This window comes from Staphylococcus sp. HMSC062A01 (assembly GCF_001836805.1).
Classification (GTDB): Bacteria; Bacillota; Bacilli; order Staphylococcales; family Staphylococcaceae; genus Staphylococcus; species Staphylococcus haemolyticus.
The window spans coordinates 75,336-100,594 of the sequence record NZ_KV830626.1; the positions used below are offsets into that span (position 1 = coordinate 75,336).

Consider the following 25,259-nt stretch of genomic DNA (forward strand, 5'->3'; position numbering starts at 1 on the left):
TTGGCTTAAGTATAGTACTTTTTATAATTAAGTAAAGCTATATTATTTTGCGTCTAATCCAATAATATCACTCACGTTATTATAATTATGTCGCTTTAAGTAAGCAGCGATGTCTTTATTTATCTTCTTAGTCAAACCAGGACCTTCAATAACTAATGAAGAATAGATTTGAACAAGAGATGCACCATTTCGCATCATTTGAATGGCATCTTTAGCACTAAATATACCGCCTGTGCCGATAATTAAGAATTCGCCATTTGTTTGTTGATATGCCCATTTCACTAACTCTAAATTTCTTTTGAAAAGGGGTTGTCCACTTAATCCGCCATCTTCTACTTTATTAGAAGAAGTGAGACCATCACGCTTACGAGTTGTATTCGCTAGAATCATACCATCAAATGTTTCAGTGATTGCTGGTAGAATATTTTTAAAACCATCTAGTTCTAAATCAGAAGTTAATTTTAAGAAAATAGGGACATTTACTTCTGTATTGGCTTTAAAGTCTTTCAAAGCTTTGCATAACATTGAAAATTCATCTTTATCATGGAAACTTTGTAAATTCTCAGTATTTGGTGAACTTATGTTAACTGTAAAAAATGAGACATCAGCTTTAAACGTATCAATTACTTTAATGTAATCTTGATAACGCTCATTATAAGGTGTCGTTTTATTTACACCAACATTTAAGCCAACAGGGATATTGTATGAATGGCGACGTAAATTCCATAACGCTCTGTTCATACCAATATTATTAAAGCCCATACGATTGATTAATGCATTATCTTCAACTAGACGATACATGCGAGGTTTTGGATTACCATCTTGAGGTTTAGGTGTAATGCCACCTAATTCAAGTGCACCGAAGCCAACATTTTCAAGTGCTTTAGGTACTTCGCAAGATTTGTCAAAGCCAGCAGCTAAACCAACTGGGTTGTTAAATGTGATACCTTTAATTGTTTGTGTTAAATAAGGATCTTCATAGTTAAAGATTTTGTGCATAATAGGTAGTAAAAAGAGACGTTTTTGGGCAAGTTTTAAAGCATCAATGGTCATGCCATGCGCTTTTTCAGGGTCGAATTTAAATAATAGTGGTTTAATTAATTTATACATTTTAATGCTCCTGTTTCATTGTATTTGAGGCTTACTATCCTCATTTAATATCATTGAAAAAACATTCCTCTCTAAGACTAGCATGTTCAAGAATAATTGCATAGTTAATTTAGAAACTGTTTAAAAATTTGCCTCAACTTAAATGTGGATATATATGCTAACGATTAAATAGTCCTATTTCAGGAAATATAATAATAAAGTGAGAAGATGTATTCGAAGGAGGAAACATCATGAAAAAAGATTGGCAAGAACAATTACCATTAAATCATATACGAGACATTAAGTCGGTGAGTGGTGGAGATGTGAACGAAGCATTCAAAGTAACTACAGAAGATGACGTGTATTTCTTATTAGTTCAACGCAATCGTGATAAATCATTCTATGCTGCTGAAATTGCTGGACTTAACGCTTTTGAGGAAGCAGGTGTTACAGCACCACATGTGATTGATAGCGGTGAAATTAATGGTGATGCTTTCTTAATATTGAGTTACTTAGATGAGGGAACGACCGGTAGTCAACGAAAACTAGGTCAATTAGTAGCCAAAATGCATAGCCAGCAACAATCTGACGGCAAATTTGGATTTGATTTACCTCATGAAGGTGGAGATATTTCATTTGATAATACTTGGTCTGATTCGTGGAGTGAAATCTTTGTCGAACGTCGTATGGATCATTTGAGAGATGAACTCATGGGGAAAGGATTATGGAATGACGAAGATAATAAAGTCTATGAACAAGTCCGCACAGTGATGGTAAATGAACTAGAAAATCACAATAGTAAACCGTCATTATTGCATGGAGACTTATGGGGTGGCAATTATATGTTCTTAACAGATGGTAGCCCCGCTTTATTCGATCCTGCACCGTTTTATGGCGATAGGGAGTTTGATTTAGGAATCACTACTGTATTTGGTGGATTTACCCGAGAATTTTATGACGAATATGAGAAGCACTATCCTTCAGGAAAAGGTGCTCGTAAGCGTTTAGAATTTTATAGACTATATTTATTTATGGTCCATTTACTAAAATTTGGTGGAATGTACGCTAGTAGCGTAAATCGATCAATGGATGAAATATTGGCATAAAAATAAGCATGGGCGGTACAGGTACAGTGATACCCGTGCCGCTCAAGCTTATTAATCTTCTTTAATTGTTTTTAATAATTGTTTGCCATTATCATAGAACATTTTCTCAAGTTCATGATGTGATAATAGATCAGTTCTTTCAAGTTCATCAGCTAACATCGTAACAACTTAATCGGTTGTATAAGGTGCATCTGAACCATATATAATTTTATCCATGTCTACACATTGAGTAATATTTGGAAGCTGATAAGGTAGGACTTTTCCAGCTAAATCAAAGTATAACTCTTTCATAAGCAACAAAGTAGAAGTCGCCCGATTGTATAGTAAGATGGTTTTAGAATCAATGTCTTTGACGGTCTTTTTAGCTAATATATTCGTTAGCGCAAAAAAGAATGTATAAGATAGGGCGACAATCACACCTAATATACTGTTAAAATCACCTGAAAAATGAGTAATCAAGAATGTACCTATAACAGCAAAAATTATAGGAAGGGTATCGTTTTTGCACAATGTTTCATTTAGAAAGAGCACTGAAAGAAACAACGCAAATATAATATAAAATCTTCCTAATAATCCAACACTAAATGGATCTAACAAACTTAAACTTACATATTGGAGTAAAGTACCTATTGTATTAGTAATACCTAAGAGCCATATAAATTTGTTAGGATAGATTTTTATTTTACTTTTATCGAGTAATACAGTTATTAATAATATTAAAGTTGAAAACAAAGCATAAAAAAATTTGCTTGAATAGATGATAAATCACTGAGTGAAAGTTTGTTTAATATTGGGGGTAAAGACAGGATTGCTACGGAAATAATATTAAATAAATACCCTTTTTTAACCTTATTCATGGTATGCCCTTTCTTAGTTGTTTTATATATTATTATATATTTATTTTATATAATATCATAATTATTATCGTGATAAGTTAGGATGTTTGATTCTATACCTGAATGTATCTTATAAATAAACATTTATGGCTTGAATTATTCTACGATAGACTATGAAATATATTTGTTGAGCGGCATAGAGAATCAGTCGCATAAACGAACATAAGTGAGCGATCACTTCATTAAGTAGTTTTAATTATTAAAATCAAAGAACTACTTTATAGTTTCCCTAGGAAAGGGTTTCAACAAAATGAGCTGTGATCAACTAAGGATTTTACTCAAAAATATGGACATAAAAAAGCTACCCTCAAAGTTGGAACTTTAAGGGCAGCCTAAGTCTTGATAATATGATTTTAATTTTCTTGAATGTTGCCGTATTCTTCTCTTAAGTCATACACTTTATCAGGTGTAACGTCTTGGCCAAGTGGGTCTAAAACTTTCATCGTTGAGAAAGTATGAAGTACTTGACCTCTAATCATACCTAAATATTCTTGTCTTAATTGATGTTGTTCTTGTTTTTCATCAACACTCAAACTTTCAACTTTTTCTTTATTTGCTAATTGATTAATTCTATCTAATAATTCTCTCATTATTTATTCCTCCTAATTTGTATGAGCTGGGAAGTGGGGAACAATGTGCACACCAACCTCTTCTATTAATGCTTCGATATCACGATCATCGTTTGTAAATCTTAAGATAATATGATTTGTATTAATTGATTCATAAGCTTTTAATATTTGTAATAAATTTTTACGTCCAGTACGGAAACCACATTTAATCGGTTTTACGGTTTCATTTGGATTTTGGGATAAATCAATCATTAGAATATTCATAAACGGTTTAAATCGGTCGGTACCACTGTGCCAAGCTTCTACTAATTTCTTTTGATCTTGAAAAGGTTGTGCGTAAAATAGCCAACCATCCATATTTTCTTGAAGCCAAGCCATTGATTGTTTTGAATATCCGGTACCAAACATTGGAATTGAATGGTGTTTTGGCAATACTTGTAACCCTGAATCTTCATATAATTCGAAAATTGAATTTGAGATTTTGGGAGAATGTGATTGCCACAGTTCTCTTAGTGAGTGAATGGTTGTTTGATAACGTTCTGTTAATTCATTTTCGTCTACTTTAAATGCAGGGAATTCAAAAGAGCGATCACCGGTAGCCATACCGAGTAATAAACGTTGATTGGAAATGAGATCAAGTGAGGCAGCTGATTTAGCTAGATGAATGGGATGTCGTAAGGTTGCTACGGTACTACCAGTACCCAGTGCAATCTTTGAGGTAAAGGCACTCAGATAAGTTAAAAAGACGAATGGATCATAATTCGTAGTAACGTTGCCTAAGTGAGGGCTATACAATGGATTATCTCTCACAGACAAACTTGTAAATCCCAAAGACTCTGCCTTTTGAGCGAGTCTCAATTGCTCATCAAAATCAATATTGTTTTGTTGTTTATTATCAAACGGTATGGATAAACCTAGTGTCAATTTATTATTTTTAAACGTACGTTTAAATCCCTCGTGTTCATCAATATCTGACATGTCCTTACCTCCTAACTTCATTTAATATTTATACAACACTTATTATCTAACTAACACATGTTGTATAAATGTAATATACGCCCCATTTAAATAATATGCAACATACATGCTTATGAAACTTGTTGCTTAGACAACAATGCTCAGTATTTGTTGATTAGATTAGCTTTTTCCATAAAAAACCTCTAAGGCAATGCCTTAAAGGTTTAATTACAAGTGTGTGATGTGATGAATTAAGAAAGGTAAATTTTTATCTATAAAAGCTTCTGCTGTAAGCGAACTGGTATCGAGCCAATGTCTAGCGAGACCACATAATCCTGAAGCTAGAAAACTAGCACTATTAACGAGAACGTCAATATCCTGTTCAGGGTAGCTATTACGAAGCATAATGGTAAAAATATCTTCTAATTCATTATTAATACGTTGATGGGCTTGGTTACAAAACGTTTCACTATTCATCTTGCAAGAGTCTTGCACTTCAACCATATAATTAGCAATAGAAATAAATAGGTTTGATATGACAGTTTCATTAATAATATCTGATACGGATAATGTATTATTTAAATCTTTCAAAATTGTTTCGGATAAAGTGTAATTGAGAATATCATATTTATCTGTAAAATGTGCGTAGAAAGTAGCACGATTGACCGTGGCACGTTCAGTAATATCTTTAACAGTGATTTGTGACATCTTTTTCTCTCGGGAAACCTCTTGAAACGCTTCTACCAGCAGCTTCTTTGTTCTGATAATACGAGGATCCACTTTAGTCGTAGTCAATATAGGCACCTCCCTTGTTGACCTATAGCTTACATTAAATTATCTGTCGAAGTGAGATGGTTGTCAAAGTTCACGCTTACAATGATATGTAACTATCAACCTAAACTGTGGAGTAGTCAAACTTCAATTTCCTAATAAAATTTTTAATTTAATTATGGTTAAAATTAATTATGAGACGAGTTTCTACTATTGTAATAGTCAATTTTGTCCATTATCTAGTCAATTAGTCTGATTATAAGCAAAGTATACACTTTCTTGTCGTGATGTTTGATAATATACAGAATAATAATGAATTAAAAAGGAGAGCGATGTTTGAAACAATTTATCAAAAAAGTTATGACTATACTGATATGTGTAGGTATCGGTGTTTCCGTAACATATTTAATTCGTGAAATTGATATGCAACCATCTCAAATGTCTTTTAATGATGATAATCAATATGGTGATTGGAATAGTGATGGACGTTTGACGCATGGTTATGGCACATATAATCATGGTTTAGAGTTTGAAGGTAATGACAAACATTATGGTAATGATTATGACTTACCTGAAGATACAAAAGTGTTAGCAGCGACAGATGGTGTTGTCACAAGAATATTTGAAGATGATTTAGGTGGAAAAGTGATACAAATCTCTGAAGATAATGGCCGATATCATCAATGGTATATGCATTTAAATGATTTCAAGGTAACTCAAGGTCAACAAGTTAAAGCCGGAGATGTGATTGCTTTATCTGGTAATACAGGTGAACAGACAACTGGCTCGCATTTACATTTTCAAAGAATGAAGGATGGCATAGGCAATGATTATGCAGAAGATCCACAATCATTTATTGATCAACTACCAGAAAAAGAAAAGAGTTTATTTAATATCTGATATGAAAAACAAAATAGATAGTATTAAAAATCTGAAGCCTGAGTCATGTTTCAGATTTTTTAACATCAAAAATTCATACCTATTAACCAAGAAGTAAATTTTGGAATCCAATCATTATCGTTAAATGTTACTTTTTTGAGAAAAATAAAAATAATATTCTGAAAATTTAGAATTTATGATATAGTAAAATCTATCGTTACTTATTCAAATGATTGACGTGAGTAGTTGTTTACATGTGGCATCAATCATCAGTAAGTAGGCTGATCAACATATTAAGTGTGCAGATTAAACAATAGGAGGTTTTTTATATGACATCAACACTTAGAGAAATAGGCGTTAAAGATTTTACATTTAGAGTGCTATCGGGCGTAGCCATTGGTATCGTTGTTGGATTAGTACCTAATGCTATTTTGGGAGAAATCTTTAAAGCGTTCATGCATCACCACCCATTTTTTGGAACATTGTTACATGTCGTACAAGCAATGCAATTTACAGTACCTGCTTTAATAGGAGCGCTTATTGCTTTGAAATTTGATATGACACCATTAGCAATTGTAGTTGTTGCTTGTGCATCTTATGTAGGAAGCGGGGCTGCACAATTTAAGAATGGTGCCTGGGTAATTGCCGGCATCGGAGACTTGATTAATACGATGATTACTGCAACGATTGCTGTATTATTTATTTTATTAATTGAAAAACGTGTCGGTAGCATGGCACTGATTGTGTATCCAACTATCGTAGGTGGTTTATCCGCTACAATTGGTGTACTTATATTGCCATACGTACATATGATTACAACTGGCATTGGTAATATGGTTAATAGCTTCACAGAACTACAACCTGTATTGATGTGTATGCTTATCTCTATGGTCTTTAGTTTTATTATTATTTCACCATTATCAACTGTTGCGATAGCTATTGCTATAGGGATTACAGGTCTGGCAGCAGGTTCAGCATCTATTGGTATTTCAGCTACTGAAGCAGTATTACTTATTGGGACAAGCAAAGTGAACAGAGTTGCAGTACCAATTTCTATATTCTTCGGCGGTGTGAAAATGATGATGCCAAACATGGTGAAATATCCAATTATAATGTTACCAATTCTTATAACTGCTGGAATTTCAGGAATTGCAGGTAGCTTGATTGGTATTGCGGGAACTAAAGAGTCTGCAGGATTTGGTTTCATTGGGATGATTGGACCAATTAGTGCTTTTAAATTCTTACATGTAGATTCTGCAATATTAAGTATCTTACTCATTATTTTGGGATTCTTTGTTGTACCATTAGTGACTGCATTCATTTTAGATATTATTTTCCGAAAAGTATTACATCTTTATACAAACGACATATATAAATTTATGGGTTAACCATTTGTTAAATAGGAATTGATAAAGTGTTGATTATCGCATTTTATCAATTCTTTTTTGAAAATGAGAATACATATAGAAATTAAGATAAAATATGAAATAAATAGTGTTACAATAAAAATGAAATAATAAGTTACTTAAAGGGTGAATGGTTAATGGCTAATAAAATCGAAAAATTAGCACTAAAGACAGCTGAACTTACAAGACAGACACACAAATTAGGTATTCCAATTATGATTCTATTTGAAGGTGTCCCTGCTTCTGGAAAAACACGACTTTCAAATGAATTATTACTCAATTTTGATGCCAAATATACACATTTTATTGCGACACAATCACCGCAAAAGGATGATTTGCGTTATCAGTTTTTACAAAAATATTGGAATACATTACCTAAAAAAGGTGATATCAATGTCTATTTTAGAAGCTGGTACTCTCATTATTTAGATTATCGAGAAAACGAAATTAAACACGATAGATATAAAAATTATGATGTTTTAAAAGAACAAATTACATCTTTTGAAGATATGTTAATCGAGGATGATTATGAAATCATCAAATTCTTTATTGAAATCAATGAAGATAAAAGACAAGAACATATTAAACAAACAAAAGATAATCCACTGATGCGTTGGAAAGTTCAAGAGTATGGAAGTGTACTATCAACAGAAACGTATTTAGAAGACATGCATCAATTTATTAAACAGGATAAACAATGGAAGATTATTGACTATACAGAACGCCAAATGGCGATTGAAAAGATGTATGAACACATTATTGAACGTTTAGAACAAGCCATAGCGAAACATCATGCGAAGGATAAAGTTTATGATGGTGAATTCTCAGAGCACTTTGCTACTGAACTGTTTGATAAAGATGTAGAAAAAGTTTCTAAAGAAGAATACAAAACATTAATTACTGAACTGCAGAAACGTATGCGCGAAATACAATTTGCTTTATATGATAGAAAAATTCCGTTAATTCTTGTATTTGAAGGAATGGATGCAGCAGGAAAAGGTGGTAATATTAAGCGTATTAGAGAAAAGCTTGATCCTACTGGTTATGAAGTTAATGGCATCAGCGCACCTACAGATGTTGAATTGAAACATCATTATTTATGGCGCTTTGCAAAGGATATGCCAAGAAGCGGTCATATCGAATTGTTTGATAGAAGTTGGTATGGACGTGTATTAGTTGAGCGAATTGAAGGATTTGCAACAATGAATGAATGGCAACGAGCCTATGATGAGATCAACGCATTTGAAAAGATGTGGACCGATGAAGGTGCGATCATCCTAAAATTCTTCCTGACATTAGATAAAGACGAACAGCTTAAACGTTTTAAAGATCGTCAAAATAATGTAGATAAACAATGGAAAATCACTGATGAAGATTGGCGTAATCGTGACAAGTGGGATTTGTACGTTGAAGCCAGCCACGATATGGTTAAAAAAACAAATACAACACATGCACCATGGCTAGTCGTACCAGCAGATCATAAGAAAACATCAAGAATAGAAATAATGAAGTATATTATTCGTAAATGCGAAAAAGTATTATGGGGCGTCAAGGATTATTAATTTATAAGACTATACTGTAATGAGTTGATTAATAAACCAAGAAACGGTTAATGATAGAGTCGTTTCTTGGTTTTTCTATGTTATATAAATAAATTGAATATATTCTAAGTTGTTAGAAATATTACGGCATTGTAACAAAACGGCAATTTGTAATATTACAGAATATGTAAAATTATTGTAAATTTCTTAAAAGAGTATTGTAAAACCTCATTTCATAATGAAATTTTAAACGATTTGTTCAAAAAATAATATTACAGAATGAAATATAAATATTTCAATGTTACAGAATAAGTCGTTCATTGTAATTTTTTGTAAGATAAGCGTAATACTATTGGCGTTTTTTTATGATATAGTACTTATTGTCAAAAGTTAAACACAGAGCAAAACACAATAACTTAAGAATTTAACAAAACGAAAATATAAACTAAATTTTTTTGGAGGAATTTTTTATTATGAAAAAAACAGTAATCGCGTCGTCATTAGCAGTAGCTTTAGGAGTAACAGGTTATGCATTAACTACAGATAACAGTGCACATGCATCTGAATCAACTACAAACTATGCACAATTAGCTAACTTAGCTCAAAACAACCCATCTGAATTAAATGCTCACCCAGTACAAGCTGGTGCATACAACATCACATTCGTTAAAGATGGTTTCAAATACAACTTCACTTCAGACGGTCAATCTTGGTCTTGGGATTACACTTACGTTGGTGGAGCTGACACAGTAGCAACTACACAAGCTGCTCCAGCTGCTCAATCAACTGACTACTCAGCTTCTTACAGCAATGAAGCTTCAACTCAATCAGTAAGCTCAAACCAACAAGCAAACAACACTAACGTTGAAGCAGTATCTGCACCAAAAACTACTTCATACTCAGCTTCAACTTCATCATCAGCTTCAACTGGTGGATCAGTTAAAGCTCAATTCTTAGCTAATGGTGGTACTGAAGCTGCTTGGAACGCAATCGTAATGCCTGAATCAGGTGGTAATCCTAACGCAGTTAACCCAGCTGGTTACAGAGGTTTAGGTCAAACTATGGAATCATGGGGTACTGGTTCAGTAGCTTCACAAACTAAAGGTATGATTAACTATGCTAATAGCCGTTACGGTTCATTAGATGCAGCAATTGCATTCCGTGCTAACAACGGTTGGTGGTAGGATTTACTAAGGTAACTGGATAGTACATCGAGTTATCGCGAAAGAGGTCGACTTTAAGGTCGGCCTCTTTTTTTATTTTTAATAGACACTGTAGCTTAACGTTTACCGACCGCGATTATAGGGAAGATACTAAGACAATATACAAATTGAAAGTGTTGAATATCAATGACATTAAGAAAAGTATTAAAACTAGGTTTAATACATAGTGTGTTCTGGACAACTGTACAATTATAGCTATCTAATATCATGTTACGATGCCCGTCCTTTTTATTTGTGAGATATGAATCAGTTTTTAAAATAAGGTCATTGGAAAAGAGAGGTGCTTTATGGAATAAACTATTTCGTATTAATAAATGGAAACATTACATTCCAGAAGCAGCTCAATTCAATTATCGTATCTATAATAAAAGGTGACTGATTTCATTTAAATTAGAAGATATACATTTTATGATTTTAGAAATGCGCCGTGCAGAACTTGTTCATTGGTTATCAATGATACCGATTGTTGTTTTTATCAAAGCGCCTAAATATATACTATTCATTGATGTGTGTTATATGATTTCGGCAAATTTACCGGTCATACTCACGCAACGATACAATCGTCCTAGGTTAGAACATTACTATCAACTATGAATGAAAAGAGATGAACGTACATGTCTCAAAAGAAAATCATCATTGGTGGGAAAGTAAATCGTTTAGAAACAGAGGGATTCTGTTTTGATTTAGGTCCAGCTATATTAACGATGCCATACATATTTAAAAACTTGTTTAACTATAGTGATAAGCAAATGAAAGACTATGTTACTATTGAACGATTACCTTTGCAATGGCGTAGTTTCTTCATTAATGGTGAAGTGATAGCTTTATATGAAGACTTGTCTCAAATGTTAAATGCCAATACCTATCTTACCAATGACGATATTCAGCAACTTCATCAATTTTTAAATCATGCAAAAAAATACATCGTTTTACGGAAAATGGCTACTTTGCACTAGGGCTTGATACAGTTTCTGAAATTATTAAATGCCAGGGATCATTGCGTTCACTTAAAGGTGTGGATTACTTCTCAACAATGCAACAAGCTATTAATCGTTATGTTGAGAAGCAAGAATTAAGAGATATGCTTGGCTACTTTATAAAGTATGTTGGCTCTTCTTCTTATGATGCACCAACAGTACTTTCTCTTTTAATTCACATGCAATATGAACAAGGATTATGGTACGTTAATGGTGGTATTCATAAACTTGCATGTGCATTGGAACAATTAGCGATTGAAGAGGGCGTAACCATTCATACCGGTACGGATATACATAATATTGATACGTATTTTAATCATGTTACAGGCGTTAGATTAGATGATGGTTTACATGTGAGTCCAGATTACATTGTTTCTAATAGAGAAGTGAGACCTATGTATCGTGACTTACTGCACTTTTCAAATAAAAAATAGCACAATTAGAGAAAGTTTATGAACTTGCAGCATCTGGCTATGTGATGCATTTAGGAGTAGACATTTATACCCTCAATTGGCACATCATAATTTCCTATTCTCAAATGATTCTAAGCGTGATTATCGAGAAGTGTTTCATGACAAAGTATTGCCACAAGACCCAACGATTTATCTTGTTAATTCAAATAAATCGGATGCATCTCAAGCGCCAGAAGGACATAAAAATGCTACATCTCATATTATTGAAGGATTTTCTTTAGGAAAAGTGTTTCATCGTTGCCATTTGCCAGTGACACAATTTGAAGGTCAGGGATTTGTTAGCTTTAGAATGTATGAAGCGGAATTTAAAACAATGATAGAGGGATGGATGAAACACTTAGCGGTAGGTGCTTCGTCAACACAACCTCATATCATGATGTTAATTATCTTATGGATGGTGGGAAGTATCACCTCATATAGCGGATTAACATTTAGTTTATTTATGAAAACTTTGTCATTTAAGCGAATGGCGTTATCATATAGTTTATATACATTACAATTTATTCGTTTACATCGTCGAGTAGGACGTTTTTCAATTTTATTTTTATCTATCAACCCAATATTGTTTTTATTTTTTGTTTTAATTTATATAAATTCATATCGTCACATTCATTACACGAAACAGGTAAAATGGAAAGGACGACAATTTAGTATTAAATAATATTTAGCAGGGGGTTCTCCATGAGCACATTAGAAGAAAATTATCAATATTGTCATCAAATTATGAAAGATTACTCTAAGAGTTTCTCATATGCGTTTGATATGTTACCAGAACAACAACGACGAGCAATCTGGGCGATTTATGCAGTTTGTAGAATCGTTGATGATAGTATCGATGTACACCAAGACGTGGAATATCTACATAAGATTAACCGTGATGTTAAAGCTATTGAACATCAAACAACAACGACATTTGAAAGTGATGACCGCATTATGATGGCATTTGCTGATGCAGCTACACATTTCCAAATGAATTTCCAAGCCCTCTATGACTTAATTGATACGGTTGAAGCAGACCAGCATTTCGAAATGTTTGAAACAGATCGTGGTCTACTAGATTATTGTTATGGTGTTGCGGGAACTGTAGGCGTATTACTGATCCCAATATTGGCAACGCCACCGTCAGATGAAGCATATGAGTATGGAAAACAATTAGGTGAGGCACTTCAATTAACGAACATACTACGTGATGTTGGTGAAGATTATCGTAACGGACGTATTTATTTTAGTAAAGCGCGTTTAAGTGAATTTAATGTTTCAATTGCTGATGAAATAGGACGTGATCAACCCTCTGACAATTACATTAAAATTTGGGAATTCTACGCTACACTAGCCGATAATAACTATGACATGGTTTTAAATCATCTTAATGTATACAATGAAGAAGCTCGTATGATTATTGAGTTAGCAGCCCAAATATATCGAGGTATATTAACCGAAGTACGTAAAGCAGATTACTCGTTGAAAGACCGTGCGTACGTTTCTAAATGGAAAAAACATAAAATCTACCGTAATTTAAAGAAAAAATATAAAGATTAGGTGAGATATATGAATATAGCAGTAGTGGGCGCTGGTGTTACCGGCTTAGCAGCTGCAGCACGATTAGCCGCTTAGATCATCAAGTTACAATATTTGAGAAGAATGAACAAGTTGGTGGCCGTATGAGCCAATTTAAGAAAGATGGCTTTGCTTTTGATATGGGACCAACCATAGTGATGGTACCGGATGTTTATAAAGCCGTATTTGAAGAAAGTGGCAAACGTTTTGAAGATTACGTTGATATGAAGCCACTTACACATATTATGGATATTTATTTTTCTGATAAAGATAAAGTGAGTGTATCAACTGATTTATCACAACTTAGTCAAACGTTAGAAGCGATAGAACCAGGTTCTACTCAAGATTTTATGCAATTTTTAACGGATGTGTATAAACGATATGAAGTGGCACGCAAATACTTCCTTGAACGAACATTCCGTAAACCAAGTGAATTCTATAACCCATTGATGCTATATCGTGGATTAAAATTAAAAACATTTAATAATGCGAATCAATTAATAGATAATTATGTATCCAATGAAAAAATACGTAAGTTATTCGCATTTCAAACGTTCTACATAGGTATTGATCCTAAACAAGGGCCTTCAATTTATTCTATTATTCCAATGATTGAAATGGTACATGGCGTTCATTATATAAAAGGCGGTATGTAAGGCTTAGCACAAGGTTTACTACAACTTGGTCAAGACCATGGTGTTAAAGTAGAACTTAATGCAGATGTACAAGAAATCATTATTGATCCTAAATTTAAACGTGCAGATGGTCTACGTGTTAATGGTGATATTCGACGTTTTGACAAAGTGCTATGTACCGCTGACTTTCCATGTGTGGCACAAAACTTAATGCCTGCGCACTCACCTTTAAAGAACTATTCTCCTGAAAAGGTAGATAACATGGACTATTCATGTTCAACATTTTTAATTTATGCAGGTATTAATCGTCAATTACGCGATAAATTACATGTACATAATGTCGTATTTGCTAAAGAGTTTAGAGGCAATATTGATGACATTTTTAGTGGTAAGATGCCTGATGACCTATCATTGTATCTTTACTTCCCATCTGTAGAAGACGAAGCATTAGCGCCTAAAGATCAGACAGGGATGTATGTCTTAATGCCAGTCCCTGAGTTGAAGATAGGTGAAATTGACTGGAACAATCCTAGTATGGTTGAACAAGCGAAAGATGTCATTTATAACAAATTAGAAACGATTGAGGCACTTAAAGATATACGTCAGGATATTGTATCTGAAACTGTATTTACACCGCTTGATTTTGAGAGTCGTTATAATGCCAAATTCGGTTCAGCATTTGGACTTATGCCAACACTTACACAAAGCAATTATTATAGACCCCCAAATGTATCAAGAGATTATAAAGACTTATACTTTGCAGGAGCAAGTACGCACCCTGGTGCAGGTGTGCCAATTGTGTTGACCAGTGCTAAAATTACTGCCGAAGCAATGTTAGAAGATATAGAACACGGAAAATAAAGTAAAACTTGCTATAAATCTGAAAATTATAAATATTGACAATACTTATTGAACTGATACAATAATATTAATTCAATAGACTTATCCAGAGAAGTGAAGGGATTTGGCCCAATGAAACTTCAGCAACAGACTTAAAAGACAAAAGTACTGTGCTAATTCCAAAGAGGTATGCCTCAAAGATAAGTGTCATAGTCATAACTAAGCTATATGTCACTATCAATTGAGAGTGATATATAGCTTTTTTAATTTTAAAAGGGGGTAAATAATGACAATTTCTAATAAACTAGCCAATATTCCAGATAGTTACTTTGGTAAGACAATGGGACGTAAGGTTGAGCATGGACCACTACCGTTAATTAATATGGCAGTTGGTATCCCGGATGGCGAAACGCCTAAAGGCATCGTTGATCACTTTGCTGATGCTGTTCGAATTCCTGAAAATCAAAAATATGGTGCATTTCATGGTAAGGAATCCTTTAAAGAAGCAATTGTTAATTTCTATCAACGACAATATGGCGTTGAGCTACATAAAGATGATGAAGTGTGCATACTTTATGGTACTAAAAATGGTTTAGTGGCTTTGCCTACATGTATTGTTAATCCTGGAGAAAGTGTGCTACTTCCAGACCCAGGTTATACGGATTACCTCGCTGGTGTCATGCTTGCTGATGCCAATCCAGTACCACTTAATTTGGATCCACCACATTATTTGCCAGATTGGAGCAAAGTAGATGAACAAACATTAGCACGTGCGTCACTCGTTTATTTGACTTACCCAAATAATCCTACTGGATCAACGGCTACTAAAGCAGTGTTTGATGAAGCGATTCAAAGATTTAAAGGTACACATACAAAGATCATTCATGATTTCGCTTATAGTGCTTTTGGATTTGATGCAAAGAACCCAAGTATACTTGCTTCTAAAGATGGAAAGGAGGTAGCAATTGAAATCTTTTCATTATCTAAAGGCTATAATATGTCAGGGTTTAGAGTAGGATTCGCAGTAGGTAACAAAGACATGATACAAGCGCTGAAGAAATATCAAACACATACTAATGCTGGTATGTTTGGTGCCCTTCAAGATGCAGCAACATACGCACTTAATCACTATGATGACTTTCTAGATCAACAAAATGAAACATTCAAACGTCGTCGTGACATGTTTGAAAAGCAATTAAAAGATGCCAATTTACCATTTGTACATTCTAAAGGTGGCATTTACTCATGGCTTCAAACACCACCAGGGTATGATAGTGAATCATTTGAACAGTATTTGTTGAAAGAACAATCGATCTTAGTGGCGCCTGGCATTCCATTTGGTGAAAATGGTCGTCATTACGTTCGTATTTCCCTAGCATTAGATGACCAATTATTAACTGAAGCGGCTAAACGATTGGCTTCTTTATCTTATTTATATAACGAGTAACAAGAAGTCACAAATAGAAAGGATGAAATTTTATGACTAAAATTAAAATAATGAGTGTACGAGATGAAGATATTCCTTACATTGAAGAGTGGGCGGAACAAAATAATGTCGAAGTAGAGTTAAATAAAGAAATATTAACAGAAGATAATGTCGATGGTGTTCAAGGATTTGATGGCTTATCTTTATCTCAACAACACCCAATATCGGAAGATGTATTTGCTAAATTGCAACAATTTGGTATTACACATATTGCACAACGTAGTGCTGGATTTGATACTTACGACTTAAATTTAGCTACACAATATGGCATTATTATATCTAATGTACCGTCATATTCACCGAGTTCAATTGCAGAGTTTGCAGTAACACAAGCGATTAATATTGTAAGAAATCAGAACGATATTCAACGTAAACTTCGTGAATATGATTTTAGATGGGAACCTTCAATATTGTCACGTTCAATTAGTGATTTGACCGTAGCTGTTATAGGAACAGGACGTATTGGCTCGATAGCGGCAAGCATTTTTGCAAAAGGATATGGAAGCCATGTTGTTGCATATGATCCATTTCCTAATGAAAAGGTTGGGCAATATGTTGAGTATAAGGATACGTTGGAAGAAACTTTACGTGATGCAGATATTGTTACAGTTCATATTCCAGCAACGAAATATAATCCACATCTCTTCAATAGAGATTTATTTTCAAAATTTAAAAAAGGTGCCGTATTTGTAAATGCTGCTAGGGGATCAATCGTTGATACCAGAGCATTGCTTGATGCAATTGATAGTGGTCAAATTAAAGGTGCTGCATTAGATACATATGAGCATGAACGAGGTTTATTCCCTGGAGATTACCGTGATAAAGTGATTAATGATGACTTATTAGATGAATTAATTGCTAGAGAAGATATTTGGTTAACACCACATATTGCGTTTTATACTGATGCGGCAGTTAAGAATTTAATTGTTGATGCACTTGATGCAGTCATTGATGTTATTAATACAGGTACTACTAAATTAAGAGTGAATTAAAAAATGGAGTTGGGCGTGGGACAGAATTATTTGTGAATTCATTGTCCCAGACTCAACTCCTTTAATTAGCTTTAGCGAATGCGCACATTTCATAATTTGCTTATATTTAAATCGCTTTTACCCTGGTTAGATTGACTGCCTAACAAAAGCAGGTTTCTTATCCGGATTTTATTTTACATCGTAGCCTTGATCTTCAATGGCTTCTTTCATTTGTTCAACTGATACTCTGTTTTCGTCGTAATCTACGCGAACTTGATTCTTATCTAAGTCTACTTCTGCTGAAGTCACACCATTTAATTTAGCTAATGCAGATTCCACAGCGTTTCTGCAATGGTCACAGCTCATACCTTCAACGTTAATTACTTTATTAATCATACCTTTCACCTCCATTGTTCTTACTCATATATACCCATATTTTACTCCTTTTTAATAAACAAAGAAATAAAATAGAAATGCTTCATAATTATAATTTCATTCGTTTTAGTCTTAAGGCATTACTTACAACACTAACTGAACTTAAGGCCATCGCAGCACCAGCTATCCAAGGTGCAAGTAATCCCATTGCCGCAATAGGGATGCCTGCAATATTGTATCCAAATGCCCAGAATAAGTTCTGTTTAATATTGCGAATTGTTTTATGACTTGCATGAATGGCCTTAGGAACTAATTGAATATCTCCTCCAAGAATGGTGATATCTGCAGCTTCTATTGCTACTTCTGTACCCGTTCCCATTGCAATGCCGATATCTGCTTTGACAAGTGCAGGAGCATCGTTAATTCCATCGCCTACCATAGCAACTCTATGCTTCTGTTCTTGTAATTGCGTTATATGTTGTGCTTTATCTTCAGGTAGAACGCCGGCAATGACTTGATCAATACCGACTTCTTTAGCAATAGCTTTTGCAGTTCGTTCATTATCACCAGTTAGCATAACCGTTCTAATATTCATAGATGATAATTGTTGGATAGCTTCTTTAGCAGATGCTTTAACAGTGTCAGCTACAGCAACCATGCCTTTTAGTTCGTCGCCATAGGCAATTAGCATAACAGTATGTCCATCAGCTTCCATATGTTCCATTTTCTGCTTAATGCTTTGTATATTGATTTGGTGTTCTGACATTAATTTTTGATTGCCAACAAGTAACTTAGTATTATTTATAACAGCTTGTATTCCGTGACCTGGTAATGTTTGATAATTTGTGACATTTACCAAGTTAACTTTATGGTGTTTGGCGTAGTTAACAATTGCAGTAGCAAGTGGGTGTTCAGAGTTATTTTCGGCTGAAGCAACTAAAGCTAAGATATCTTTGTCACCTTCAAAATAAGTTACCTCTGGTTTGCCGTGTGTAAGTGTTCCTGTCTTGTCAAACACAACTGTATCAACTTGATGTGTACGTTCGACATATTCGCCACCTTTAAACAAAATACCATTTTCAGCAGCGCGACCAGTTCCAACCATTATTGAAGTTGGTGTAGCTAAACCAAGTGCACATGGACAAGCAATCACTAGAACTGATATCGCAGCAACAAGTGCATCTTCAAATTGACCAGGATGTACAAGTGTAATCCAAATTAAGAATGTCAGTAAAGCAATCGCAATAACAATTGGAACGAAATAGCCTGATATAATATCAGCTAAACGTTGGATAGGTGCTTTAGAACTTTGAGCTTCCTCAACCACTTTAATAATATTGGATAGGGCAGTATCTTTGCCAACTTTAGTTGCCTTAATTGTAATAACACCATTCGTATTCATAGTTGAGCCTATTACTGCATCATCAACGTGTTTATCAACTGGCATTGATTCACCTGTTAGCATTGATTCATTAATAGCAGTTTCACCCTTAATAATTTGACCATCGACAGGTATCTTTTCACCGGGTTTAATTAACAAGATATCATCAACATTAACTTGATTGAGCGGTACCATTTTTTCGATACCATTGTCATCAATTAGTCGTGCCTCTTTTGCTTGTAAGTTAAGTAATTCACTTAATGCATTCGTCGTTTGTGATTTAGCACGTGCTTCTAAATATTTTCCGAAAAGAATTAATGTGATAAGTACAGCGCTTGTCTCAAAGTAAAGGTGAGGCATGTTTGTGGCACCTGTTAACCATTTAATCATCTCATAAATACTGTAAAAGTATGCAGCACTAGTGCCTAATGCAACGAGCACATCCATATTAGCCCCACCGTTACGTAAATTTTTATAAGCACCAACATAGAACTGCCAACCAATTATAAATTGGATAGGTGTCGCAAGGATAAATTGGAACCAAGGATTCATTAATATGTCGGGTAAATGCATATTAAAGAGATGGACGAGCATTGTCATTAATAGAGGTAATGACAGAATAGCAGAGATCATTAATTTATTTCGCTTATGCTTAAGTTCTTGTTGTTTTCGGTTTGCTTGATCTTCTTCGGATTGTTTAGGTTGTGCGTCGTAACCTAAGTTTCTAATTCGTCCAATTAAGGTATCTAAATCCGTTTGCCCAGGATAATACGCTACCATAGCTTGTTCAGTCGTTAAATTAACTGTCGCATCTTTAACGCCTGGCGTTTTATTTAATATTTTCTCTATACGATTTGAACATGCTGCACAGGTCATACCAGTTATGTCTAACTCAGCTTTGTCAATGACTACATCATACCCAAGCTTTTGAACCGTCGTAACAAAGTCATTTATTGCATAGTCATTAGTATCATATTCAATCGTTGCTTTTTCCGTTGTCAAATTAACTTGTGCTTTTACGTTATCCATTTTATTTAATCGTTTTTCAATACGATTTGAGCAAGCTGCACAAGTCATACCAGTAATGTTCAATGTGGCATTTTGTTTATTGCTCATTAAGACACCTCCATTGCAATTCATACATAATATACCCCCTTAGGGTATTAAAGTCAATGTTTATGTCTTACTTTTTCGCATAAAAAAAGTAGGACAGAAATCTTTGTGAATTCATTGTCCTACTACTTCGAATTTGCAAAATAGTATCAATATATTATTTATGTCCTAGACTACTATTGTATTTGTAAAGATTATACAGCTAACTTAGAAAAAATCAGATGGTTTAAAATTTTCTAAATTTAAGTCTTTATAATTATTAAAATCAAAATTGGATATATTTTGAACAAGTTCACCGTTTTTGGCTTGATTATAATAATAATTTGCTTCGTTCATTACATCATGATCTTGGAATGTCTTTACAACGCCAAGAATGATAAGCAATGCAATAATACCTTTCAATAAACCTCTCATAGAATGTCGCACTCCTTTTTCTGTAATATCTCGTTAGTGGCTTTAGTTGTTTTTTTAATAGAAGTTTAATTTAATTATATAGGCTTTCTAATAAAATTGCATGATACTAGAGAACTGACTTTTTATCGTTCTAAAGTTGTAATAAGTAGAACTGCCCTATGCAACTTGATCCTTTGTTTCAAAAGAGTCTTGATTGGGAACGGTTAAGTAAATGGATAAGGAGTGAAAATGAATGAATCTATTAGAATTCCATAAACAAATTAAAGGTTATACTCAAAATCGTCAACCAGGAACAGAGAAAGACATGAATCCTAGACCCATTTCAGAACTAGATGAATATAAAGCAGCTGGTAAATTGCAAGGTAAAGTTGCATTAATCACTGGTGGTGACTCAGGGATTGGTCGCTCTGTTGCAATCTTGTTTGCTAAAGAAGGCGCTAATGTAGCTATTGGTTATTATGACGAGCATGAAGATGCAGAGGAAACTGTTAATCGTCTTAAAGAGATTGGCGTAAAGGCTGAAGCTTATGCTCATGATTTAAAAGATGCACAGCAATCTAAAAAATTAGTGCAACAAGTTGTTCAAGACTTTGGTGACCTGAATATTCTAGTTAATAATGGGGCGGTCCAATATCCTCAGGATAGTTTCATGGACATTACGCCTGAACAATTTAAAGATACATTCGAAACAAATATATTTGGCATGTTCTTCTTATCACAAGCTGCCGTTCCATATTTAAGTGACAACGATACAATTATTAATACGACAAGTGTGACGGCGTATCGTGGTTCTGGTCATTTAATTGATTATGCTTCAACTAAAGGTGCGATTGTTTCATTTACACGTTCACTAGCAACGACACTAATGGAGAAAAATATTCGAGTTAATGGCGTGGCACCAGGTCCAATTTATACTCCGTTAATTCCTGCTACTTTTGATGAGGACAAAGTAGAGAACCAAGGTGGAAACACACCAATGGGTCGACGTGGACAACCAGCTGAACTAGCGCCAGCCTATGTGTTTCTTGCTACAAATGCGGATAGTTCTTACATCACTGGTCAAATCATACATGTTAATGGTGGCGATTATATTACAACTTAAAAGTAAGCTTCTTATATTGAGCCATAAAGGTGTTGAGTGCCTTTATGGCTTATTATATGTTGAAAAAGGGAGTGTTTCCGTGCGAAAACCACTTAATTTGTTTAAACTGTAATATAAATATTAAATGAAGGTGGGTAAGTACAATGACAGAAAAAGAAAAGATGTTAGCACACCAGTGGTATGATGCCAATTTTGATAAAGATTTGGAAACTGAACGAGTACGTGCAAAAGATTTATGTTTTGACTTTAACCAAACGCGTCCGAGTGATGACAGTAGAAGACAGGCAATATTAACTGAATTATTTGGTTATACATTAGAGAATGTCGCAATTAATAGTCCGTTCGATACAGATTATGGTTGGAATGTTAAATTAGGCAAAAATGTATTTGTTAATAGTAATTGTTATTTTATGGATGGAGGAGGCATCACAATAGGTAATGATGTATTTATAGGGCCATCTTGTGGATTCTATACTGCGCATCATCCATTAACATCTAAAGAACGTAATGCAGGATTAGAGTTAGCACAGCCGATTACGATTGGAAATAATATTTGGTTTGGTGGCAATGTCGTTGTCACACCTGGTGTAACGATTGGAGATGGTTCAGTTATAGCAGCAGGAAGTGTCGTAACTAAAGATGTACCACCAAATAGTTTAGTTGCCGGTGTACCAGCTAAAGTAATAAGAGAGATAAATGAAAATGGTGCATCTAAATAGTCATTTCATAGGTCAGGTATAAATAACCTTTGAGTCGTCCAGTGGCCCAAAGTTTTTTTGTATCTAAGAATTTAATATATAAAATAAATTAGTTGCATAATATATAATATAGATAAATGATATAATGTATTTGGAGTGTATATGGGAGTTTATCTCCATACATACTTAAGAATCAAAATGTAACTCAAAACATTCATTTTATGACATCAACTTTAGAAACGAAATACAACTTAGAAAGGAAAATGAATATGACACTGAAAACATTTTTACAAAATCAAAGTCGACGTAAATTCAAATTTATAACGACGCCTTTACAAAGAAGAAATAACTCAGCTTATACACGTAAAATAATGCGTTATGCGCAAAATTATGAAGCGAATAAACTTAAACAACACGATATTCTATACCAAGTAAGAGATGGAAAGAGTATTACAGATAGTCCTTATGCTATCTTTAAACGTTTGATTCATCATCCTAAATATCGTAAATATACGCATAAATGGGTCGTCGACACTACCGAAACGTTAGAATTTTATAAAAAGAAATTTGAGAAATACAAAAATATTGAATTCGTGATTAAAGAATCTCCAGAGTATTTAAGGGCACTAACCGAATGTAAGTATTTAATTAACAACTCAACATTTCCAGCCTATTTCATTAAAAAGCCTGATCAAATTTATGTGAACACATGGCATGGGACGCCACTCAAATATATGGGTCTAGACCTTGAAAATGGCTTACGTGGTTCGCAAAATATTATTAAAAACTTTTTATCGAGTGATTATATCATAAGTCCTAATCGCCATACGTCAGAAATTTTTAAAAGGGCATTTAGATTGGATAACATTTATGGTGGGCAAATTTTAGAAATTGGATATCCAAGAATAGATCTTACATTGAATAGTGATTCAAAAATGCTCATTAATGAATTAAAATCTTACATTGATATTACTGATGAGAAAATATTGTTATATTGTCCAACTTGGAGAGGTGATGATGTCAACACGCCTGAGGAAAGTTTAAATCATATTGTGGAAGAAGTTGAAAAGTTGAAACTTCTTCTTGATTATCAAGTATTAGTAAAGGTACATCCATTTATTTATAAAAAAGCAATTAAAAATGAGGCACTAAAACCATATCTTATTCCAGATTATTTTGATACAAATGAAATATTGGCGTTTGTTGATTTAATGATAACGGATTATTCAAGTATCTTCTTTGACTATTTAGTCACAAATAAACCCATTGTCTTTTATACACCTGACTACGAAGCATATCAATTTGAAAGAGGAATGTATATCAATGCTCAAGATTTACCGGGACCGGTTGTGCATACCATTGATGATGTTGTACAAGTGATACAACAGAAAACATATCAATTAAGTAAGGTGCAACATAACTATCAAACGTTCAAAAATACGTATACGTATCTAGATGATGGAAATGTTACTGACAAGGTGATTGACCGGGTATTCACCTCAAAACATAAACGTAAAAAGGAAAAGAAATGTGCTAAAAAACGACTATTAATTTATCCTGGTGGAATGAAAAATAATGGTATTACCTCTTCTGTTATCAATTTATTAGAGAATATTGATTACAATCAATATGACGTTACACTATTTACAAATCGAAGTAATAATGAAGAAATCTTGAATAATCTGAATAATGTTAACCAAAATGTAAGAATTATTTTAAGAGTTGGCCCATTAGCAGCGTCGTTAAAAGAGACGTATAAAGTAGACTTCGTCAGACAACGAGGGCTAAAAAGTGCATTAGAACGTTTCTTATATCCAAAACATGTATATGAACGTGAGATGCGCAAAGTATTAGGTGAAAGTCAATTTGATTATGCGATAGATTTCAGTGGGTATTCTATGTTTTGGGCGAATCTTATTTTAGCTACGACTGCTAAACGTAAATTGGTCTACCTTCATAGTGATATCAAAGCAGATATGGAGAGAACCGTAAATGGTGTGAAACCGCATTATCAAAATTTAAAAGGTTTGATAACATTATATGATCAATTTGATAAACTGGTATGTGTTTCTGATGCATCAAAAGAACAAAATATGCGCAATATAGCTAAAAAAGCACTAAATAAGAAATTTGTAGCGTCAACAAACACGATTAATTTAAGTAAAATATCGCAATTCATGTTAGATGATGCTGATCAATTTGAGAAAAATAATGTACCGGTGCTCGTCAGTGTGAATAAAGGGAAAGTGACGTCGGTACCTTTTAAAGAGGATGATTTTAAAATTGTGTCGGTTGGTCGTTTATCACCTGAAAAAGGATTTGATTTATTAATTGAAGCGGTTGGCAAGGTTATCGTGCATTATCCTAATACGAAATTATATATTATGGGAGAAGGTCCATTAAGACATAAATTAGAACAACAAATTCGTAAGTTGAAGTTAGAACAGCATGTCTTTTTATTAGGACAACGAAAAAATCCATTCTATATTATGAAACAAGCAGATGTTTTATCGTTAACGTCTTATTATGAAGGCCAATCAATGGTTCTACTTGAAGCACTATCACTTGGTATGAACGTATTGGCATCGGATATCATTGCGAATCGTTATGTATTAAACAATGGTAAGTATGGGATGTTAGTGAGTCATGATGTCAATGATATTAAGCACGGCTTAGAGCGTTTTATCAAACATCAAACACCACATTATGAGACGTTTAACGCTCAAGAATACAATCAATTAGCGATAGAAGAGTTCTATAAACTTCTAAAATAATCAGTAAATACAATATCTATTAAACT

At 33.8% G+C, this 25,259-nt stretch carries 19 protein-coding genes, 4 pseudogenes and 1 riboswitch; of the genes and pseudogenes, 15 read left to right on the forward strand and 8 right to left on the reverse strand.

All coding sequences use genetic code 11. The features are described from left to right. Positions 1–42: 42 nt before the first annotated feature. A complete protein-coding gene (locus HMPREF2715_RS07670) occupies positions 43–1,110 on the reverse strand; it encodes a quinone-dependent dihydroorotate dehydrogenase (RefSeq protein ID WP_070580974.1) in 1,068 nt (355 codons plus the stop codon). Between the two features lie 230 nt (positions 1,111–1,340). Between HMPREF2715_RS07670 and HMPREF2715_RS07675 the strand changes: the two genes are divergently transcribed. After that, positions 1,341–2,195: a fructosamine kinase family protein gene (locus HMPREF2715_RS07675; protein WP_070440856.1), complete on the forward strand. Its 855-nt coding sequence runs from the start codon at positions 1,341–1,343 to the stop codon at positions 2,193–2,195. A 291-nt stretch (positions 2,196–2,486) separates the two neighbouring features. Here HMPREF2715_RS07675 and HMPREF2715_RS12445 read toward each other — a convergent pair. The 4 genes and pseudogenes from HMPREF2715_RS12445 to HMPREF2715_RS07695 form a co-directional block, all read right to left on the reverse strand. After that, positions 2,487–3,052, reverse strand: a pseudogene (locus HMPREF2715_RS12445) (EamA family transporter); the annotation flags it as partial. A gap of 392 nt (positions 3,053–3,444) precedes the next feature. Beyond that, positions 3,445–3,681 (reverse strand): DUF896 domain-containing protein, encoded by a 237-nt coding sequence (locus HMPREF2715_RS07685; RefSeq protein WP_070580971.1) that lies wholly within the window; start codon positions 3,679–3,681, stop codon positions 3,445–3,447. Positions 3,682–3,693: 12 nt separating this feature from the next. After that, positions 3,694–4,638 carry an LLM class oxidoreductase gene (locus HMPREF2715_RS07690; protein WP_070580969.1) on the reverse strand — a complete coding sequence of 315 codons (945 nt, stop codon included), beginning with the start codon at positions 4,636–4,638 and terminating at the stop codon, positions 3,694–3,696. A 207-nt stretch (positions 4,639–4,845) separates the two neighbouring features. Next, positions 4,846–5,412 (reverse strand): TetR/AcrR family transcriptional regulator, encoded by a 567-nt coding sequence (locus tag HMPREF2715_RS07695; protein ID WP_037551553.1) that lies wholly within the window; start codon positions 5,410–5,412, stop codon positions 4,846–4,848. 312 nt (positions 5,413–5,724) lie between these two features. Here HMPREF2715_RS07695 and HMPREF2715_RS07700 point away from each other — a divergent pair, with 312 nt between their 5' ends. The 11 genes and pseudogenes from HMPREF2715_RS07700 to HMPREF2715_RS07745 all read left to right on the forward strand — a co-directional run bounded on the left by HMPREF2715_RS07700 (position 5,725) and on the right by HMPREF2715_RS07745 (position 17,397). Continuing rightward, the gene (locus HMPREF2715_RS07700) at positions 5,725–6,288 is read left to right on the forward strand and encodes a M23 family metallopeptidase (protein ID WP_070580967.1); all 564 of its coding nucleotides are present in this window, start codon (positions 5,725–5,727) and stop codon (positions 6,286–6,288) included. Positions 6,289–6,596: 308 nt separating this feature from the next. Next, positions 6,597–7,655, forward strand: a complete 1,059-nt coding sequence (locus HMPREF2715_RS07705; protein ID WP_070839763.1) for a PTS sugar transporter subunit IIC — start codon at positions 6,597–6,599, stop codon at positions 7,653–7,655. Between the two features lie 155 nt (positions 7,656–7,810). Beyond that, on the forward strand, positions 7,811–9,235 hold the full coding sequence (locus HMPREF2715_RS07710) for a phosphate--AMP phosphotransferase (RefSeq protein WP_070580965.1): 1,425 nt from the start codon (positions 7,811–7,813) through the stop codon (positions 9,233–9,235). Between the two features lie 452 nt (positions 9,236–9,687). Further along, positions 9,688–10,398: an aggregation-promoting factor C-terminal-like domain-containing protein gene (locus tag HMPREF2715_RS07715; protein ID WP_070580963.1), complete on the forward strand. Its 711-nt coding sequence runs from the start codon at positions 9,688–9,690 to the stop codon at positions 10,396–10,398. A gap of 438 nt (positions 10,399–10,836) precedes the next feature. Continuing rightward, positions 10,837–11,031 carry a glycosyl-4,4'-diaponeurosporenoate acyltransferase CrtO family protein gene (locus HMPREF2715_RS12305; protein WP_256263998.1) on the forward strand — a complete coding sequence of 65 codons (195 nt, stop codon included), beginning with the start codon at positions 10,837–10,839 and terminating at the stop codon, positions 11,029–11,031. Positions 11,032–11,072: 41 nt separating this feature from the next. Beyond that, a pseudogene (locus tag HMPREF2715_RS07720) lies at positions 11,073–12,074 on the forward strand (phytoene desaturase family protein); the annotation flags it as partial. Next, positions 12,060–12,548 (forward strand): annotated as a pseudogene (locus HMPREF2715_RS12450) (4,4'-diaponeurosporenoate glycosyltransferase); the annotation flags it as partial. The pseudogenes HMPREF2715_RS07720 and HMPREF2715_RS12450, both read left to right, overlap by 15 nt. A 20-nt stretch (positions 12,549–12,568) precedes the next feature. Continuing rightward, positions 12,569–13,426 carry a phytoene/squalene synthase family protein gene (locus HMPREF2715_RS07730; protein ID WP_070440834.1) on the forward strand — a complete coding sequence of 286 codons (858 nt, stop codon included), beginning with the start codon at positions 12,569–12,571 and terminating at the stop codon, positions 13,424–13,426. Between the two features lie 9 nt (positions 13,427–13,435). Next, positions 13,436–14,940, forward strand: a pseudogene (locus HMPREF2715_RS07735) (phytoene desaturase family protein). A gap of 78 nt (positions 14,941–15,018) precedes the next feature. Beyond that, a riboswitch (SAM riboswitch) is annotated at positions 15,019–15,126 on the forward strand. Between the two features lie 79 nt (positions 15,127–15,205). Beyond that, positions 15,206–16,366 carry an aminotransferase class I/II-fold pyridoxal phosphate-dependent enzyme gene (locus HMPREF2715_RS07740; protein WP_070839765.1) on the forward strand — a complete coding sequence of 387 codons (1,161 nt, stop codon included), beginning with the start codon at positions 15,206–15,208 and terminating at the stop codon, positions 16,364–16,366. A gap of 32 nt (positions 16,367–16,398) precedes the next feature. Next, on the forward strand, positions 16,399–17,397 hold the full coding sequence (locus HMPREF2715_RS07745) for a D-lactate dehydrogenase (protein ID WP_070580959.1): 999 nt from the start codon (positions 16,399–16,401) through the stop codon (positions 17,395–17,397). A 168-nt stretch (positions 17,398–17,565) separates the two neighbouring features. Here HMPREF2715_RS07745 and copZ read toward each other — a convergent pair whose 3' ends face one another. The 3 genes from copZ to HMPREF2715_RS07760 form a co-directional block, all read right to left on the reverse strand. Continuing rightward, positions 17,566–17,772, reverse strand: a complete 207-nt coding sequence (gene copZ / locus HMPREF2715_RS07750) for a copper chaperone CopZ (protein ID WP_029376679.1) — start codon at positions 17,770–17,772, stop codon at positions 17,566–17,568. An 88-nt stretch (positions 17,773–17,860) separates the two neighbouring features. Next, positions 17,861–20,248, reverse strand: a complete 2,388-nt coding sequence (locus HMPREF2715_RS07755) for a heavy metal translocating P-type ATPase (RefSeq protein ID WP_070581123.1) — start codon at positions 20,246–20,248, stop codon at positions 17,861–17,863. A gap of 204 nt (positions 20,249–20,452) precedes the next feature. Further along, positions 20,453–20,659, reverse strand: coding sequence for a hypothetical protein (locus HMPREF2715_RS07760; RefSeq protein WP_011274822.1), 207 nt, complete (start codon positions 20,657–20,659; stop codon positions 20,453–20,455). Between the two features lie 232 nt (positions 20,660–20,891). Between HMPREF2715_RS07760 and HMPREF2715_RS07765 the strand changes: the two genes are divergently transcribed. From HMPREF2715_RS07765 to HMPREF2715_RS07775, 3 genes are all read left to right on the forward strand, one after another. Then, on the forward strand, positions 20,892–21,761 hold the full coding sequence (locus HMPREF2715_RS07765) for an SDR family oxidoreductase (RefSeq protein WP_070580957.1): 870 nt from the start codon (positions 20,892–20,894) through the stop codon (positions 21,759–21,761). Between the two features lie 143 nt (positions 21,762–21,904). Then, positions 21,905–22,480, forward strand: coding sequence for a sugar O-acetyltransferase (locus HMPREF2715_RS07770; protein WP_070580955.1), 576 nt, complete (start codon positions 21,905–21,907; stop codon positions 22,478–22,480). A 248-nt stretch (positions 22,481–22,728) separates the two neighbouring features. Then, the gene (locus HMPREF2715_RS07775; RefSeq protein ID WP_070580953.1) at positions 22,729–25,233 is read left to right on the forward strand and encodes a glycosyltransferase; all 2,505 of its coding nucleotides are present in this window, start codon (positions 22,729–22,731) and stop codon (positions 25,231–25,233) included. Positions 25,234–25,259 lie beyond the last annotated feature (26 nt).